The 16,463-nt window shown below is 41.8% G+C and carries 13 protein-coding genes; 4 read left to right on the top strand and 9 right to left on the bottom strand.

Annotation, left to right across the window (positions count from 1 at the left end):
* Positions 1-602: 602 nt before the first annotated feature.
* A complete protein-coding gene (locus H6G83_RS21090) occupies positions 603-2,210 on the bottom strand; it encodes a 2-isopropylmalate synthase (protein WP_190475920.1) in 1,608 nt (535 codons plus the stop codon).
* 75 nt (positions 2,211-2,285) lie between these two features.
* Here H6G83_RS21090 and H6G83_RS21085 point away from each other — a divergent pair, with 75 nt between their 5' ends.
* The gene (locus H6G83_RS21085) at positions 2,286-2,957 is read left to right on the top strand and encodes a GntR family transcriptional regulator (RefSeq protein WP_190475918.1); all 672 of its coding nucleotides are present in this window, start codon (positions 2,286-2,288) and stop codon (positions 2,955-2,957) included.
* A gap of 74 nt (positions 2,958-3,031) precedes the next feature.
* Here H6G83_RS21085 and H6G83_RS21080 read toward each other — a convergent pair whose 3' ends face one another.
* The 3 genes from H6G83_RS21080 to H6G83_RS21070 form a co-directional block, all read right to left on the bottom strand.
* Complete coding sequence (locus tag H6G83_RS21080) at positions 3,032-4,093, bottom strand: serine/threonine-protein kinase (RefSeq protein WP_190475916.1); 1,062 nt, start codon at positions 4,091-4,093, stop codon at positions 3,032-3,034.
* Positions 4,094-4,456: 363 nt separating this feature from the next.
* A complete protein-coding gene (locus tag H6G83_RS21075) occupies positions 4,457-6,691 on the bottom strand; it encodes a glycoside hydrolase (RefSeq protein ID WP_190475915.1) in 2,235 nt (744 codons plus the stop codon).
* A gap of 212 nt (positions 6,692-6,903) precedes the next feature.
* A complete protein-coding gene (locus H6G83_RS21070; RefSeq protein ID WP_190475913.1) occupies positions 6,904-7,134 on the bottom strand; it encodes a NifU family protein in 231 nt (76 codons plus the stop codon).
* Between the two features lie 854 nt (positions 7,135-7,988).
* On the opposite strand from H6G83_RS21070, the gene H6G83_RS21065 reads away from it, so the two are divergent.
* A complete protein-coding gene (locus tag H6G83_RS21065; RefSeq protein ID WP_190475958.1) occupies positions 7,989-9,020 on the top strand; it encodes a hypothetical protein in 1,032 nt (343 codons plus the stop codon).
* 33 nt (positions 9,021-9,053) lie between these two features.
* On the opposite strand, the gene H6G83_RS21060 is transcribed toward H6G83_RS21065, so the two are convergent.
* The 5 genes from H6G83_RS21060 to H6G83_RS21040 form a co-directional block, all read right to left on the bottom strand.
* A complete protein-coding gene (locus H6G83_RS21060) occupies positions 9,054-11,477 on the bottom strand; it encodes a two-partner secretion domain-containing protein (protein WP_190475911.1) in 2,424 nt (807 codons plus the stop codon).
* A 336-nt stretch (positions 11,478-11,813) separates the two neighbouring features.
* On the bottom strand, positions 11,814-12,062 hold the full coding sequence (locus H6G83_RS21055) for a hypothetical protein (protein WP_190475909.1): 249 nt from the start codon (positions 12,060-12,062) through the stop codon (positions 11,814-11,816).
* A gap of 542 nt (positions 12,063-12,604) precedes the next feature.
* Positions 12,605-13,132 carry a hypothetical protein gene (locus H6G83_RS21050; protein WP_190475906.1) on the bottom strand — a complete coding sequence of 176 codons (528 nt, stop codon included), beginning with the start codon at positions 13,130-13,132 and terminating at the stop codon, positions 12,605-12,607.
* A gap of 477 nt (positions 13,133-13,609) precedes the next feature.
* Positions 13,610-14,125: a hypothetical protein gene (locus H6G83_RS21045; protein WP_190475904.1), complete on the bottom strand. Its 516-nt coding sequence runs from the start codon at positions 14,123-14,125 to the stop codon at positions 13,610-13,612.
* 309 nt (positions 14,126-14,434) lie between these two features.
* A complete protein-coding gene (locus tag H6G83_RS21040; RefSeq protein WP_190475902.1) occupies positions 14,435-15,262 on the bottom strand; it encodes a carbohydrate ABC transporter permease in 828 nt (275 codons plus the stop codon).
* Between the two features lie 177 nt (positions 15,263-15,439).
* Here H6G83_RS21040 and H6G83_RS21035 point away from each other — a divergent pair, with 177 nt between their 5' ends.
* The gene (locus H6G83_RS21035; RefSeq protein ID WP_190475900.1) at positions 15,440-16,135 is read left to right on the top strand and encodes an aldehyde oxygenase (deformylating); all 696 of its coding nucleotides are present in this window, start codon (positions 15,440-15,442) and stop codon (positions 16,133-16,135) included.
* Positions 16,136-16,330: 195 nt separating this feature from the next.
* Entirely contained in the window at positions 16,331-16,453 is a 123-nt protein-coding gene (locus tag H6G83_RS35995; RefSeq protein WP_277876386.1) for a hypothetical protein, read from the top strand.
* Positions 16,454-16,463 lie beyond the last annotated feature (10 nt).

The following is a 16,463-nucleotide window of genomic DNA, read 5'->3' as shown; positions in this document are numbered from 1 at the left end:
AAGTCATAGGTAATTTACCGCCGATAAAGCCGATAAATAACCATGAACAGTTAGTAACGTTATAGACCAGGACTTATTTTGACCTCACCCCCAACCCCTCTCCTTCGAGGAGAGGGGAGTAAGATGTAGGACTTACGCATGAAAACGAAAAATCAAGGGTTTTGACAAGGGTATAGGGGTATAGCGCAAAGTCTGAGCGCCGGCTTCCGGCGATCAGAACTTTGTAAGAGAGGGGTGTAGGGGGGTAAGCCTTCAAAACCTACACCCTTACACCCAGTCTTAACAGATAACATTGGTGCGTAAGTCCTGAGATGGTGATTTTTTCGTTTCTCCTCCCTCATCTTTTAGGAGAGGGAGGTTGGGAGGGAGAGGTTCATCGAACTCACGTTAATTTATACGAAATTATTGGGGCTGACGCACCCTACAGTTATAGGACTTACGCAACTGGCATATTTTTTCTGTAGGGTGTGTGAGGAGCGATAATATTTGAACCTAGTCATGAGACTTGTAGCGTCACGCACCTACCACCAATTGTGACACTTGCGTAAGTCCTGAGTTACTTTGACTATAACACTTGCGTAAGTCCTATAGACAATGAATATTTACCCGTCAACAGTCAACAAAACTGACTTTTGAGCTTCCAAATACCGATAAAGACGATTAACAGCATTGATATAAGCATAAGCTGCTGCCACCACAATATCAGTATCAGATGCTTGTCCAGAGAATATCTGTCCTTGATACTCCAAGCGAATTGTCACCGTTCCTAGTGCATCAATTCCACCCGTCACCGACTGTACAGAGAACTCAATCAATTGATTAGGAATCTGCACTAAGCGGTTAATTGCTTGATACACAGCATCTACCGGGCCTGTACCGACACTAGCATCGGTCATAATTTTCCCGTCAGGAGTGACAATGGTGATAGTTGCAGTGGGACAAGTGCAGTCACCGCAGATGACTTGGACTTGTTCTATCTGATAACCACTGTCTACTTGCATCTGGGTTTCATCTCTAACGATCGCCTCTAAATCCCAATCAGACATTTCTTTTTTCTTATCGGCGACTTCTTTAAACCGATTGAAGGCTTTATTTAATTCTGCCTCACTCAATTCAAAGCCTAATTCTTGCAACCGAGTCCGAAAAGCGTTTCTACCAGAATGCTTACCTAATACTATCTTGTTTTCTGGCAAACCGATAGATGCGGCTTCCATAATTTCGTAAGTCTGGCGATGCTTAATCACACCATCTTGATGAATCCCCGATTCATGGGCGAAAGCGTTAGCCCCAACGATCGCTTTATTAGGTTGAATCAGCATTCCTGTTAATTGGGAAACCAAGGAGGAAGTTTTGTAAATCTCCTGGGTTTTGATATTGGTTAAGGGTGCATCGCTATCAACTGTACGCCCAAAATAGGGATTGAAGTAATGTTTGCGAACCTGTAAAGCCATGACAATTTCTTCTAAGGCTGCATTTCCTGCTCGTTCGCCAATCCCATTAATTGTACATTCTACCTGACGTACACCGTTTTCAATTGCTGCCAAAGCATTGGCTGTTGCTAAACCCAAATCATTCTGGGTGTGAATTGAGAGAATGACTCGCTCAATATTGGGGACGTTTTGCCGAATTCCTTGAATTAAATTACCCATTTCTTTGGGTGTGCAGTAGCCAACGGTATCGGGAATGTTAATTGTGGTTGCACCGGAGGCGATCGCCGCTTCCAACACTTGATACAAAAACTCAGGCTCGGTACGGCTTGCATCCATTGGCGAAAATTCTACATCATCCACAAATGATTTAGCATAGGCTACCATCTCTGAGGTGATCGCCAATACTTCGCTGCGAGTTTTTTTCAACTGATATTGCAAGTGAATATCCGAGGTGGAAATCATCGTGTGGATACGTGGATGTGCTGCACCTTTCAAAGCTTCGGCGGCGACTTGAATATCCTGGCGCGTCGCTCTGGCTAAACTACAAATCACCGGGCCATCAGGGGTTCCCACTTGTTCAGCAATGGTTTTCACGGCTTGAAAATCCCCTGGACTAGCCACAGCAAAACCCGCTTCTATCACATCTACACCAAGGAGAGCCAGTTGATGAGCGATCGCTAGCTTTTCTTCTACATTCAGGGTTGCACCTGGAGACTGTTCGCCGTCTCTTAAGGTGGTGTCGAAGATGATAATTCTATCTGCTGTGGATTCCATACTCATAACTGTCTCCCATCGGTTTAAGGGATTTACTTTGGATATTGTATACAATAACATAAATTGTATACAATATAAATTATGAATTTAACCGAACTAGCCGCTAACCTGCAACAACAACGCAGCACCCCAGATTTAATTGCTGATGCTTTGCGGGAAGCGATTCTACGCGGCATTTTTGCGGAAGGACAATCTCTCAGACAAGATGAAATTGCCACACAATTTGGTGTCAGCCGCATTCCTGTGCGTGAAGCATTGCGACAGTTAGAGGCGGAAGGCTTAGTGACGCTGCATCTGCATCGTGGGGCGATGGTTTCCGTGCTAACGGCGGCAGAATTGCAAGAAATTTGTGAAATTCGCAGTGCTTTGGAAGTGACAGCGATAGAATTAGCAATGCCCAAAATTAGGGAAATAGATATAGAAAAAGCGGCGGTAATATTGGAAGCCAGCAACCAAACCACCGATGCTGGTGAGTTAGCCAAATTAAACTGGGAATTTCACGCCACTCTTTACGCCACGGCTGAACGTCCGCGACTGTTAGGGATGATTAAGACATTACAGATAAATTGCGATCGCTATGTCCGTGTACAAATGGCGCAAATGGACTATCAAGAACGTTCTCAAAAAGAACACTATCAACTTTTAGATGCTTGTCGAAAGCGAGATAGTAAAATAGCTGTTCCCTTACTTAAACAACACATCGACAGTGCAGGGGAACAGCTAGTGGCTTATTTACAGCAGAAGTTTAAATAAATCAAGGTTTGTAGTCAGGACTTTAGTCCTTTCTTGAGGACTAAAGTCCCCACTACGAACTTTATATTACTTTGTTAGTGAGAATATTTTGACTGTCTTTGCTGAAGTCTAGCTTTCCATTCACGAATAGCGATCGCAGTTTTAGCCACAGAAGGGACATAAGTCTCAGCAGTTTCTACTTTTTTCTGATACCTATGACTCAATGGTTTGCTAGTTAAACAATCACTCAAGTTGGGTAAGTCAGCTTCTGCATTTAAAGCTCTGATAACATCTTGTGGCTTTTGGTAACGCTCATTTAAAGAAAACTTTACCATCTTGTTGATAACCTTGGCAAAACTATCACTGACATTTACGTAGTTACGCCAATATATCTCCCCGGTTTCGCTGTCATTTTCCAGTTCCAAAGGTGATATACCAGTTAACAGATAAATACAAGTTATACCCAAAGCGTAGATATCACTAGCATAAACTGGACGTAAAGACAACTGTTCTGGTGGTGCAAATCCCATTGTCCCTACAAAATTCGTCTGATATGGAACTGCTGAATTTATATACGCATCAGCCAATTGTTCTTTAACAGCACCAAAATCTATCAACACCATCCGTCCATCATCCGCACAGCGCACCAAATTTTGCGGTTTAATATCTCGATGAATTACATGATTTTGATAAAGATATTGCAAAATTGGGAGTAATTCCTGCAAAAATTGCTTAACCTCAGCTTCGGTTTTTGTCCCACCTTGTTTTACTTCTCGCGCCAAAGTACAACCATGCACATATTCTTGGACTAAATAAAGCTCCCCATCGCCTTGATAATAATTAAGCAGCATGGGAATTTGCGAGTGACTACCGAGTTTAGCTAAAGTTTTGGCTTCCTTTTCAAAGCGCTGACAGGCGTTTTGCCAACTTTTAGCACTAGTGGCTTTAGGACAAAGCTGTTTAATCACACATAAAGGATTTCCGGGTAACACAGCATCTTGAGCTAGAAAGGTGATCCCAAAACCACCCCTCCCTAATATTCGCAATACCTGATAGCGATCGCGAAATAGGTGTTTAGAACCACAGATTTGCACCAGATGACTCTGCTGCCAATTGTACTCATGTAAATTTGTAATGTTTCCCGAAAAGCGATTCATAGCCCAACGCTAGCTACTTTAGATGTTAATAATCTAACCACAAAATTTCATCTATGCCAGTAGCATTACGGCAACTTTACCAAATCATTACCATTTTATCGCAGCAGCTAAGAGGCAGGAGGTAGGAAACACCCTCCTCTGCCTTTAAAAAACTAGGACTTACGCATGAAAACGAAAAATCAAGGGTTTGGACAAGGGTATAGGGGTATAGCGCAAAGTCTGAGCGCCGGCTTCCGGCGATCAGAACTTTGTAAGAGAGGGGTATAGGGGTGTAAGCCTTCAAAACCTACACCCTTACACCCTTACACCCTTACACCCAGTCTTAACAAATAACATTGGTGCGTAAGTCCTGAAAACCACCTATCAAGGAACTTCAATCGGAATCAAAGCATCCTCTGGCAAATACTTACTAAATCGTCCTTCATCAGCCAGCACTAAAACCAACCGCAGAGGATAATCAGGTGGAACTTGTAAATCTGCCCAAGGAATCGCTAGTTCCAAACATCTGTCTAAAGCCACTTGTGCGCGGCTTACACGAGGATGCCATTGATAATGTTCTGCTGCTTCCCTAAACTGAACTGATTGGGTGAGCAAGTTAATTTCTAGATGATGATGGTATAGATAATTAAGTGGAGCCGTATCCGGCACATCAGCCAGAGGAATTGGGCTATTGTGCATTGTCCTGTCAGGATAGAACCACAGCAAGTTTAACTCAGGAGGCAAATCTCCTCCTGGTGTCACCCCGCTTTTAAAATCTACCCGTATGTAGAAATTTAGGTGATCTACCCCATACCATAGGCGCTGAACCACACTACTATTGTGCATTGTTCCCCGCGCCCCACCAATTTCCAGCCGTCCGGCTTTGTCCCAGTCTTGTTCGTCACCACTCCCATCAATTACAGGATGTATAAAGCCTTGGGGAGAATGATCTGTTTTGGCTGCATGAACCTCTACTGGATGCTTGAGATATGCGGGAATAGGTTCATTCAAAGCCTTATATATGCCACACAAATGTTCTCGAAACAACTGGTCAAAAATGGCATCGTGATTTGAAGAATGTCCTTCCCCAAACCACCAAAACCAGTCCGATCCCTCCGCAGCATACAAAGCCTCCCAAGCTTCGGGATTACTTTCTTCTGTGGCTTCTGGATGGTTTGCTAGCGTGATTCTCGCTGCGGTGAGGTAATCCCAAGCGCGATTTTTAGCAGGATCACCTATCCAGGTGGTAAAGCTACCATCAACCCAAGAACCGCTATGGAGGTTTTCTCCAGGGATAGTGGCTGTGGCTGGGAATTTTTCGAGAAATTCGGAGACGGTAACGAGTTGAATATGGGGTTCGTTGCTTAAACGTTGGTATAAAGCTTCTAAGAAGAGTTTGCCATCTTCGGGGTAATATTCCCAGCAGTTTTCGCCATCCAAAGCGATGGTAACTAACCAAGGCTGCTCACTGGGGCGTTCTCTCTGTGTTTTGGCGATCGCCTGCAAATGTCCCACCAGGTCGGCGGCTGCTTGTTTCGCTGGCATTGCCCCGTAGGTAAAGCCAATCAAGTCTGATAATCTATGATCACGGAAAACGATCGCTAAATCTCCGGCTGGAGTTGTCAGCCGATAAGGTCGATACAACAGTTCTGGCTGTTGTACATTCCCTGCACCATCCCGATGAAAGAAGTGTTTTAATGTCCAGCCCAGAACAGCTTCATCTGAGCAAATCCACTGATAACCTTGTTTTATAATATATGGTAATATTTCTGGACTAACAGATTGTTCCGAAGGCCATAAACCCCTCGGTTCCTGTCCAAATCTATCTATATATAATTCCCAAGCTTTGCTTAAATGGCGGGGAATATCTTCCGCCCACTGGAACCGGGCATGAGGCAATGTCATATTTGGTACTGCTACCCGCCCGGAATTGGTATCAGCCAACAGAGGTAAAATTGGGTGAGTGTAGGGTGTAGTGGTGACTTCCAATTGTCCCGATGCCTGCATTTTCCGGTGTTGGGGGATAATGCGGCTGAGAATGTCGCGTTGTTTGGAATAGATGCGCTGGCGATCGCTTAATGTAAAGTTACGCCCCTGCTTTAACCAAGCATCGATTTCTGGGTCATCCCAAAACAGAGGGTCTATCCAGGCCAAATTATGCCAAGCCAGCAAATCACCGTAATCATTTAATTGCCAATTCTCCAAACACCAAGCTTGTCCCTTCTCCTGCCTTTGATGATACAACTGAGCATACCGGGGATGAGGGTCAATCAAAGTGTGGTGGTTAGCATCAAAAAAATGCTGAATGATAAACTCTCTTTGTACCTGAGTCAGTTGCTCAGTAGGTGTCAAACTAGCCGTCAGATAAGGGTCAAAAGCCGTACCCGCAATATAATCTTCTAGTTGCAGAATTAACGAAGGAACTAAATTCACCGTCTGGTGTAATTTCGGATACTTCTCCAAAATCAACACCAAATCTAAATAATCCTTCGTACCGTGTAACCGTACCCAAGGCAAACGATATTGCTGACCAGAGACTCCAGAAATACCGTGGTCTGGAGATTTATACAACGGTTGGTGTTGATGCCAAATAAAAGCAACGTAAAGAGGATGAGTCATAGGGATGGGGTATTAGGGATGGGGTATTGGGTATTGGGGATTGGGTATTGGGGATTGGGTATGGGGGGAAGCAGTGAAATGCTTTAGTTTCCAAAGTTACCTCAACTGCCATCATAGCTATTGCTGCTTCTGCTTGGTCTGATTTATTTGTCTTGTCTGTTTCCCAATTCCCAGTCCCTAGTCCCCAGTCCCCAGTCCCCAGCCCCCAGTCCCTATAGTACCTGTTCAACTTCAGCGATTTCCGGAATCATTTCCCGCAGACGGCGCTCAATACCCATTCTCAGGGTCATGGTAGAACTAGGACAAGAACCACAAGCACCTTGTAAACGTAACTTAACAATAGGGCCATCGAGTTCTACAACTTCCACGTTACCGCCATCAGACATCAGGTAAGGACGCATTTCATCCAAAACTGTTTCCACGTTTTCCAGTGTGAGTTCCATAGCTTGATACCTAATCAGTTAACAGTGTAGATTGGGCTTTGGGCATTAGATGTTACTTCTATACTGTCCCATCACCCAGCCAAAAATTTATTTTCAGCTTTATTTAGATGATCCTAGATCGAGTTGTTGCTAAATTGTGTCTCGTCCAAAACCTATGATATCTAATTCCAGCGTTCTCTGGCGGCGCTGGGTGTTATCTGTGTTAATGTCCACCAAAAGTTAATATATTCAGTAGACTGAAAAGTTTTGCGATCGCTCCGTGATTGGTATCTGCAAAACTGATTATCATCAAAAAAACCGTATTCTTAAATACATTTTTGGGAAAACTCCTTGAGCAACCTAATTATCTGCGTTTATCTGTCTTGAAAAGTTTACTAGGTCGAGCTAACCCTGCTACAGAACTTTTCGCTGCGTCCATCTGCGTTCCATTTTGGCAATAGTGGCGTGGCAAGGCTAAAATAGTGCAATGAAAATAAATCTTGTGGTGTGGGCATCTTGTCCGCACCGGACGGGCAAGATGCCCATCCTACAAGAAAGGAATAATGCAACATTTTAGCCTTGCCAGTCCACTACTGGCGTGTCTAGACTCAAATGTGGCATTAGATTTGAAAAAAATTGAACGCAGATGAACGCAGATGAACGCAGATGAGTAAGATGATAGATTGTTGGCTAATGCACTATTTTAGCCTTGCCACGCCACTACAAAATGTTATGTTGGCAATCAGCAAGTGGTGCAAAATATAAAAATACAAATGACCGATGACTATTGACTGTTGACTAAAATTCTCAATATAGCCAATGTCCCCAGATTGTGTAATAATAAGCCGACTCCTAAGAGTAATAAGTTACCAACTGTGCAATCAACGGACAACATCAACGACCTTGCTGCGGCTTTACAACAGCCTGCGGATCTCACCTTTGAACTGCCAGATCCTGAAGATGAACAAATTCCAGAGTCAGATTTCCAACAGCAGTTGGATGTAGCATGGCAGGTATGCGATCGCTTTGACTTGCAAACGGAAATCTGGCGGGGGCGTATCTTAAGGGCTATCCGCGACAGAGAAAAGAAAGGCGGTGATGGACGCGGTACTGGCTTTCTCAACTGGCTCAAGGAACGGGAAATTAGTAAGAGTCAAGCCTACGCCTGGATTCAACTGGCAAATAGTGCTGATACCCTATTACAAGAGGGCAAACTTGAACCAAGCGCAGTCAATAATTTTAGTAAACGCGCTTTTGTGGAAACCTCCAAAGCCTCGCCAGAAGTGCAGCAAATGGTGAGTGAAGCGGCTAGTAAAGGCGATCGCATCACTAGGCGGGAAGTCCGTCAACTCACTGACGAATGGACGGCAATGTCGTCAGAATTGTTACCAGAACCAGTCAAGGTCAAAGCCGCCGAAAATTCCCTTCCCCCGCGTTACATTGCTCCTTTGGTGAAGGAAATGGAGAAGTTACCAGAATCACACCAAAAATTCATCCAGAAAGAAATAGCCGCTAATCCTGATGTGGATACCCTCAAACAAGCTACCACAGAAGCGCGACAACTAGCCAAATATCTCAAATCTGCCGCCCAAGTCCAAGCGTTGACGAAAGAAGATGTAGATATCGAAACAGCCCTAGAAGAAGCCCAGAGAGTCGGCTGTTTAAGCGTGGCTGCTGATTTGGTAAATCAAGCATCCCAGATAGAACAAACAATTGCTAAATTATACATGACTTGGAAACGCATCAGTAATTTAGCGGATAGATTATATGTGGATACTGGCGCAAGTACTCCTAATTTGCGATCGCTCCTGAGTTGTATTGAACCTCTAGGTAGCGAAGTGATGGAAATACAACTCACTGGCGCAACTGAACATACCGTTAGGCTGCAAATTCAGGAGACGAATTAATCAGTTATCAGTTATCAGTTATCAGTTATCAGGTTATTTCCACTGTTTACTGTTCACTGATAACTGTTTACTGTTCACTGATAACTGTTCACTGTTCACTGTCCCCACCAAAGCACAAGCTGACGAATTAAGCATTGGTTTGTGGGGGGTGATGGTGGGTGTTTGGGCTACTAAAACTATGTTGCCATTGCCATCTTTTTGCCAACCTTGGGCTTCGATAATTTCTGGGGTATCATTGACGGTGGGGGGTAGGCGATCGCTAGAATTAACTTGTTGTGTGTTTTGGTCTCCAACTCCCGTAGTGCTTCCCTTATCTGTGGGTAGTACAATCCAATCTGCTAATACTGCATCACTCATTAGCGGGTCAGTAGGACTAGATGCAATTCCGCCTCGTCCTGTGTACACAAAGGAACTTTTTTTCGAGTTGGCGGTAAAACTGCAACTAGTAGCCATTTGAGTAGAAGTATCAATCACGTTTTTAGGTAATTCGATTAATCCTTGACTGGGGTCAGTTTCTGGCGTGTTGATTCTTACCATTCCATCAAATGAGGGGTTTTCCTGGGAAAAGGCGGTAATGTCATTACTAGGAAATCTATTTGGGTTGAGTTGCTCAGGATTGTTAGTTTCTAATAATTTTATTAAATCATCACGAGTACGAGGAGCGAACCCAATCACACTACTCGCATTAATAAAAATTTTGCCACCAGTACCAGAAAATGCGTTGGCGGTGATATCACTATTTTGATTAGGCGGAGCAATAATAAAGCCATTAGGTGCATTGATGCGTATATTACCTCCATCACCTCGCCCTGATGTTATACCCGCACTGGTAGAGATTTGGCTCTTACCGCTCATCAGTAAATAGTCTTGCACCTGTATGTTAATATTACCGCCTTGACCTAATTCACTACTAGATAAAAGTTTCCCTTGGGTTTCCAAAACTATAAAACGAGCAGAGATGTTAAGTTCACCAGCAGATCCTAAACTACTGCTATCACCTATTAGTCCACCAAATCTTAAAACTGTGCTACCCACAGCTATTTGACCTAAATCTTTTACCGTCAATTTTCCTGTGTTGATTGTCAACTTACCAGCGTCTCCGTAACTATTTGTATAAGCTGATAATTGACTAAGAACATTTCTTGCTCTGCCACTTATTTCTACAGAATCACTAGCATTGACTATTAAATCTCCGCCTGAGCCTGTAGCTAATATTATTTTTCTAGGATTGAAATTCAAAGACCCACCAGAACTTGTAGTTATCTCTCCTCCATCTTGAACTATTAATCTTTTAGTATTAATTCTTATATCGCCCGCTTTACCAGCAGAAGCAGTTGAAGTTGTCAATGCACTTGTTTCAACAATTTTTGAATTTGGTACAAGAAAGCCACCAATTACCTCTACAGATTCAGAAGCATTTACAGCCAAATTGCCACTTGCGCCTTCCCCAAAAGTAACAGTTCTTATTTGCGCTCCATTGCTAACAATTAGTTTATTAGCGTTAATAGTGATGTCTCCCGCATTATTTAAACCGAGCGTTTGAGTTGATAAGCGTACATTACGGCCATTCAGTTCTACAGTTCTCCCTTGGACTTGAATATTCCCGCCTCCATTACCACCAACATCTACCTGAGATGGAAATACAAAACCATCATTAGTTCGCGTTATTAATTGAATGTCCTGAAAGTTTTGCACACCCTCATATCCCAAACTCCAGCCTTGAGTGACCGGATTTAGACTAACAGAACTATTACCGCCTACGCTTCCTAGTTCAATGCGCCCCAAAGGAGCGGTAAGATTTCCTCCTTCTATAATTAGTCCCCCATCAACCAAAGCTAAAGTTTTACCTGGCTGTACTTGTAGACCGACTGACCCAAGAAGACTATTTCTAGCACCATTAGGGCTAGCTTGAGATTGATTACGAATAGGGGCCGGATTTGCACCGAATTGTAACCCAATGGGTACACTAATTGATAAAAGAGATGATGTGCTGGAAGCATTCTTAGCACTAAAATTTTTCCCATCAGCAAAATTTAAGCTATCCGCCGTAGTCGCTAAAAATGATCCGCCAATATTCAAAGAAGCATTAGAACCGAAAATAATACCATTAGGATTAATCAAAAAAAGATTGGCATTATATTGATTTTTCAAAATGCCATCAATCTGAGAAATAGAATTACCCGTCACTCGGCCAATAACATTTTTGACATCTATAGCATTTTTAAACTCGGCTGTAATTCCTTGTGGTACAGAAAACTGCTCAAAACTGTGGAAAAGATTATCTCCGGCTCTAGTTCCACCTTCGATAGTAATAATATTACTCTGTGTACTAATTTGAGAATTATTAGGTAATGTATTATCTTTGACAACTTGGGCAACAGCACAATTTGTCACAAAAGTTAATGTGCTGGCGATCGCCACCCCTGCACTTGGCATCCAGACCCAAATATTACTCATCTGAGCTATTACATCCTTTAATCACTACCACCTGTTCAAGGCTGAAAATATTAAATTAATGTAAATTAATTTACATAGCCCTCAATATTTTGTCACCGCAATATCTCGCAAATTTAATTATATGTTTATATATAAAAAATATACCGTAAGAATATAAAAATATATCCCTACGGTATATTAAGCTTTTTATATGATTGCTGATTTATTAAGCCTCAAAACAGCTTATTAGGCTGTTGTTTACTTATAATCGATGACGTATAGTAACGTCATTCTTAAAATTGATTTGCTATTGATGTTGATTTTAATACTTATATTCATCAATAAGTACCTTATTCATTAATCACATATCCGGCCTTGAGGAGTTTCAACACAGCCAAACTCGGCTGCTTTTACAGGAGAACCTTCTTGTGTTTCTTGGTTGACTTGCTCTTGTTCTGGCTCATTACTTGTGGAGGCTTGTTCTTCTTGAACACTATTTACTAAAGAACCATCTTCACTAAGAAAATTATCATAGAGATTTTCAATGCTATCTACTAATTCATTAGTAACTTCTGTTTGCTGCTGTTGTTGTGCTTGAGAATCCATGACTTGTGTATCCTTAAAAAGCTAGTAGTTGAGTTAGCTAATTTTTTGATTACCTATGTTAACGTGAGTTCGATGAACCTCTCCCAACCTCCCTCTCCTAAAAGGCGTTCGCGTAGCGTCTCCGTCAGGAGAAGGAGGAGAAACGAAAAAAACACCGTCTTACTCCTCTCTCCTCGTAGGAGAGGGGTTGGGGGTGAGGTCAAAACAAAGCTTGTTGAACTCACGTTATGTTAAATCATCAGGTAGTATTGTCAAAATTATGCGAACTGATACAAAAATTTACTAATTAGAAGTAATTATCTATAAAAATGAAAAATCAAGAGTTTGGACAAGGATGTAGAAGCATAGGCGTTTATTTATAATTTGAATAGACAAACTTATTGTCTACGTCAACGTAACCCTGAGCGAATGTAATGAGCGGCTATACAAACGCGCCTCCGCCTACGCGGACTAACTAAAAATCAAGGTTGTGAAACCTGCGGAGGCAGGTTTTGCTTGTGTAGAAGCGGTTTCTAACCGCCCATTTAGTTTAAGTTAACATTTTAATCACATACCAAACCTTGCGGAGTTGGAAGACAGCCAGCTACTTTTATAGGATATTTTCCGTTTAATTGATGGTTAGCTTGTTCTCTTAAATCACCACTTGATGTATTGTGATTTCCGAGAGAATTATCTACTGATGTATTAACAAAATTCCCAATAGCGCGGCTGAGAATATTTTTCGCATCTACAGTATTGTTAAATTCACCCGTAATTCCTTGAGGTAGGGAAACAACCCCAGAACCATAGGAAAGTTTCTCTCCGGTTCTATTGTTGCCTTCAAGAGAAATATGATTTTGTGTAGTAATGCCAGAATGATTAGATAATGTATTTTCCTGAACAACTTGAGCTAAAGCACAGTTTGAAACCAAAGTTAAGGTGCTGGCGATCGCCACTGCTAAAGTAGGAATACAAACCGAAAGTTTACTCACATTATTTCTGCTCACAATATTGGCATCAATATTTTTTACGCCATCAACTAATTCGTTACCAATCTCTGTTTGTGGTTGTTGTTTGTTGTGAGAATCCATGAATTTTATCCTTGATGGATACTAGCTTACTCAGCTTATTTTTTCATAAACTAAGTAATTAACTCATTTCTGTTAAAATTTAATATATAATTTTAGAGAAATTTACTTAATCTAGTAATTAAGTCATCAGTTTTTCTCCCCTACTCCCCAATAATAAAGTAGTGCAATAAAAATAAATATTGTGGTGTAGGCATCTTGCCTGCACCGGACGGGCAAGATGCCCATCCCACAAGAAAGAAATAATGCTACATTTTAGCCTTGCCACGCCACTACAAGATTTTATTACTAAATGCCCATTTATAGCCATTTTCAATCTAGTGAGGTACAGGTATGCAAATAGACCTAACCCCCTAACCCCCTTCCCGAAGCGGGAAGGGGGAACAATTCAAAGCCTCTCTCCTTTTAGGAGAGAGGTTTGGAGAGAGGTTAAAATTGTACTTCACTAGACCGAGAACCGCTATAGTTTAAGTTAACATTTTAATCACATATTGTACCTTGAGGAGTCATAACGCAGCCAGCTACTTTTATAGGATATTTTACGTTTAATTGATGGTTAGCTTGTTCTCTTAAATCACCACTTGATGTATTGTGATTTCCTAGAGAATTATCTACTGATGTATTAACAAAATTCCCAATAGCGCGGCTCACAATATTTTTCGCCTCTACAGTATTGTTAAATTCACCCGTAATTCCTTGAGGTAGGGAAACAACCCCAGAATTATAGGAAAGGTTGTCTCCGGTTCTATTGTTGCCTGCAATAGAAATATGATTTTGTGTAGTAATGCCAGAATGATTAGGTAATCTATTTTCCTGAACAATTTGAGCTAAAGCACAGTTTGAAACCAAAGTTAATGTGCTGGCGATCGCAACTGCTAAAGTAGGAATACAAACCGAAAGTTTACTCACATTATTTCTGCTCACAATATTGGCATCAATATCCACTAATTTTTTACCAATCTCTGTTTGTGGTTGTTGTTTGTTGTAGGAATCCATGAATTTTATCCTTGATGGATACTAGCTCTGACTTTTCACGTCATGTGGAAAAGTTAACGACAGACCTAACCCCCCAGCCCCCTTCCCTACAAGGGAAGGGGGAGCAATTAAAGCCTCTCTCCTTGTAGGGGAGAGGTTTGGAGAGGGGTCTTTTAGATCCCGTGAAAAGTCAGATACTAGCTGACTCAGCTTATTTTTTCATAAACTCAGTAATTAACTAATCGAAGTCATGAAATAATACATTTATTTAAGAAAATTTACTTAATTTAGTGATAAGTCATTATTTTTTCTCCCCTGCTTCCCCACTCCCTAATTCTTAATCCCAGTAGTAGCAATACCCCGGATAAACTGACGCTGACCGATGAGAAATAGCACCATCACAGGTACAGTAGCAATGGTGACTGCTGCCATCATCAAAGGCCAGTTATTGGTAAACTGTTCCTGAAACTCTGCCAAGGCTAGCTGGACTGTTCTTAATTCTGGTCTTGTAGTAAATACTAGGGGTTTGAATAAATCATTCCATTCGCCGATGAATGTGAACAGAAACAGCGTCACCAAAGCCGGACGGGCTAAGGGTAACATGATTTGCCATAAAATTTGTAGTCGGTTGGCTCCATCGATAGTTGCGGCTTCTTCCAACTCTACGGGAATTGTCTGGAAATATTGACGTAAGAGGAAAATGCCAAAGCCATTCACAGCCGTTGGTAAAATTAGCGCTCCGTAGGTGTTAATGAGGTGTCCCCACTTCAACAACAAAAAGATGGGTATCACCAATAATTGAAAGGGGATGATGAGAGTCGCTAAGATAACTAAAAGTATCACTTGCCTACCCCGGAATTTCAACCTTGCCAAAGCGTAACCCGCCAAAGCCGAAGTCAGAATTTGAAATGCCGTCACTGCGATCGCTACCAAGGTAGAATTAGCAAATGCCAACAAAAACTTACCTCGTTGCCAAGCATCGCGGTAATTTGCTAAAGACCAATTATTTTTAGGTAAAAGTTCTATACTTGAACCTGGAGGTGCAAAGGAAGTGAGAAAGACCACAAACAGTGGCAATAACACAATGAATGCCCCCAGCAGTAGTGCTGCTAGACTCCAAAAATCAGCAGATTTCCAATTCCAGTTTAGTTTGGACATGAGTTAAATAGCCAAGCACTTGTTTCTTTAGTAGTAGTAATAAAGACACCACCAACAGCTAATCTATAACATAGGCATTTGTTAAGTAAAATTAAACAACAATCAGTATTACCCTAAATTCATAGGGTAAATTAAAGTCTGGTATCAAATAATTCAGGTTACAGGAGTAAAGATATCATGCAGCAGGTCGCAGCAGATTTAGAAATTGATTTCAAGAGCGAAAAATATAAAGATGCCTATAGTCGTATCAATGCGATCGTCATTGAAGGTGAACAAGAAGCCTACGAAAACTATATCCAACTAGCCCAACTGCTGCCAGAACACAAAGAAGACTTAATTCGGCTATCGAAGATGGAAAGCCGCCACAAAAAAGGCTTTGAAGCTTGTGGGAAGAACTTAGAAGTAGCCCCAGATATGCAGTTTGCTAAAGAGTTTTTTGCCGGACTGCACGGTAACTTCCAAAAAGCGGCGGCTGAAGGTAAAGTTGTAACTTGCCTGTTGATTCAGTCTTTGATTATCGAATGTTTTGCGATCGCCGCCTACAACATCTACATCCCCGTGGCTGACGACTTTGCCCGGAAAATTACTGAGGGTGTAGTTAAAGATGAATACAGTCACCTCAACTTCGGCGAGGTTTGGTTACAGAAAAATTTTGCCGCATCAAAAGCAGAATTAGAAGCAGCGAATAGTCAAAACCTCCCCATAGTCTGGAAAATGCTCAATCAAGTCGAGCAAGATGCTGCAATCTTAGCTATGGAAAAAGAAGCCCTAGTTGAAGACTTTATGATTCAGTATGGCGAGGCTTTGGGCAACATTGGCTTTACTACTAGAGAGATTATGCGTTTGTCAGCTCATGGACTTAAAGCAGCATAAATAGTGCCTTTGTTTGTAGTAAGGACTTTAGTCCTGCATTTCTCAGCACTGAAGTGCTTACTACAAACCTAGAGTACTTGATGACGCTGACACTTTCTATAGTATTTTTAAGAGTTAGGTATTATCTCTTATATCAGGTTCGCTTAAACACTTATCATATTTTTGGGGTTGGTAATTGGTAATCGGTAATCGGTAATGGCTCAAAACAATTACCCTCCGGGTTCGCCAGTTCCCAGGGCGCGGGAAACCCGCCTACAGGACTGGACTCACCTATTAGCTATTACCTATTACCGACCAAAACAACCATATTATAAGTAATTAGCCAAAC

The organism is Anabaena azotica FACHB-119 (assembly GCF_014697625.1).
Taxonomy (GTDB): domain Bacteria; phylum Cyanobacteriota; class Cyanobacteriia; order Cyanobacteriales; family Nostocaceae; genus Trichormus; species Trichormus azoticus_A.
This window is presented reverse-complemented; position numbering and strand designations above follow the sequence as displayed.

What these genes read in the sequence shown, in the direction of transcription:
- H6G83_RS21055 (WP_190475909.1), bottom strand. Translation starts at nt 12,062, where the DNA reads ATGGATTCTCAAGCACAACAACAGCAGCAAACAGAAGTTACTAATGAA.
- H6G83_RS21080 (WP_190475916.1), bottom strand. Translation starts at nt 4,093, where the DNA reads ATGAATCGCTTTTCGGGAAACATTACAAATTTACATGAGTACAATTGG.
- H6G83_RS21035 (WP_190475900.1), top strand. Translation starts at nt 15,440, where the DNA reads ATGCAGCAGGTCGCAGCAGATTTAGAAATTGATTTCAAGAGCGAAAAA.
- H6G83_RS21045 (WP_190475904.1), bottom strand. Translation starts at nt 14,125, where the DNA reads ATGGATTCCTACAACAAACAACAACCACAAACAGAGATTGGTAAAAAA.
- H6G83_RS21060 (WP_190475911.1), bottom strand. Translation starts at nt 11,477, where the DNA reads ATGAGTAATATTTGGGTCTGGATGCCAAGTGCAGGGGTGGCGATCGCC.
- H6G83_RS21085 (WP_190475918.1), top strand. Translation starts at nt 2,286, where the DNA reads ATGAATTTAACCGAACTAGCCGCTAACCTGCAACAACAACGCAGCACC.
- H6G83_RS35995 (WP_277876386.1), top strand. Translation starts at nt 16,331, where the DNA reads ATGGCTCAAAACAATTACCCTCCGGGTTCGCCAGTTCCCAGGGCGCGG.
- H6G83_RS21075 (WP_190475915.1), bottom strand. Translation starts at nt 6,691, where the DNA reads ATGACTCATCCTCTTTACGTTGCTTTTATTTGGCATCAACACCAACCG.
- H6G83_RS21090 (WP_190475920.1), bottom strand. Translation starts at nt 2,210, where the DNA reads ATGAGTATGGAATCCACAGCAGATAGAATTATCATCTTCGACACCACC.
- H6G83_RS21040 (WP_190475902.1), bottom strand. Translation starts at nt 15,262, where the DNA reads ATGTCCAAACTAAACTGGAATTGGAAATCTGCTGATTTTTGGAGTCTA.
- H6G83_RS21070 (WP_190475913.1), bottom strand. Translation starts at nt 7,134, where the DNA reads ATGGAACTCACACTGGAAAACGTGGAAACAGTTTTGGATGAAATGCGT.
- H6G83_RS21050 (WP_190475906.1), bottom strand. Translation starts at nt 13,132, where the DNA reads ATGGATTCTCACAACAAACAACAACCACAAACAGAGATTGGTAACGAA.